The sequence below is a fragment of the Vibrio sp. Vb0888 genome (assembly GCF_033338835.1).
Classification (GTDB): Bacteria; Pseudomonadota; Gammaproteobacteria; order Enterobacterales; family Vibrionaceae; genus Vibrio; species Vibrio alginolyticus.
The window spans coordinates 1-1,113 of record NZ_JAWOTL010000268.1 but is presented as its reverse complement, the minus strand read 5'-3'; the positions used below and the strand labels follow the sequence as shown (position 1 = coordinate 1,113).

At 43.1% G+C, this 1,113-nt stretch carries 1 protein-coding gene and 1 pseudogene; both read right to left on the bottom strand.

The window, feature by feature from the left end:
- Positions 1–389 (bottom strand): response regulator (locus tag R7P72_RS25535; protein WP_318111024.1); only part of this gene is annotated, 389 nt, incomplete at its 3' end.
- A gap of 111 nt (positions 390–500) precedes the next feature.
- Positions 501–1,113: pseudogene (locus R7P72_RS25530) on the bottom strand (serine/threonine protein kinase); the annotation flags it as partial.

The following is a 1,113-nucleotide window of genomic DNA, read 5'->3' as shown; positions in this document are numbered from 1 at the left end:
TTCGTGTAAAGTGCTTTTGTTTGAAGGGGTTTTGTTAGCAGGTGACGAACCCGCCCAGAGCTAGAAAGTGCTGTGAGAACTGTCTCTTTTGTGGCATCGCTAGAAATCATAAGCACAGCGGTTGTGTCTGAAATCAGTTGTGCTCTGCTCAGGAGGTGAACGAGATCCAAACCGGTGTATTTTTCTGCAAGATGGTAATCAATCACTAAGAAGGAATAAAAGCGAGTTTTTGCGGCGAGTAAGGCCGCTTGCGTGTTAGTCACGCAAGTGATGTTAGAAGCTTTTGCGCCTAATGCAATGAGTTGGTGTTTCACTAGCAGTGATGATGTAGAACAGTCATCAACGACCAGGATATTGATATCACCAACGGCGACTCTTCCCTCGGCCAAAGTCTATCTTCCTTACTACAGCTACACTAATAAGCTAGTCATCTGAGTGCATAAAGGCAAGGCGTTTTTGAGGAAAGGGGCTTAGAAGCCCCTTAAATGAGACAAAATTCGTTAACTTTGCTTGGAATCTTGCTCAATTTGTTTCATCAAATCGTTCGCTTTCTTCATTGCTCGTCTAGCGCTGGTGGTCTTTCTTTTATTCAACAGAATGTCGGAGAATTGTAGATACTTGTCCGCTGTTTGGAAGCGTAGGTCATTGATATCTTGGAATCCAACAGGGAAGTTTTCAGAGAATTTATCGACGTCTTTAACTAACTTATCCAAATGTACAGTGGTTCTTGCTTGCTTTAGGCGATAGTACAGGCCATCAAACTCGTCTTGATACAAGATTCGAGCAGCATCGATAGGGAAAGGTAACGGATTGCTCGAATCTATCGCCGTTTCATAGAGCTTCATTTCGAGCACCGCATCTTTCATCGCATTGCTTATCTCTAAGTTAGCTTTATGTTCATCGCTATTGGTGAAGAACGTGTTGCCAACCTTTATCAATGTTACTAATGCCGCTGCATCACGATCTTTCAACGCGTCACTTAAGTGTTTACCAAACACGTCACTAGAAAGTGAGCTCGGTACGAAAGGGTAGTCCTGATGGATCTGGTTTAGCTCTTCTTTCAGCTCATAGATAGACTTGGTATCTTCTTCCTTATCGTAACGTGATTTCTCC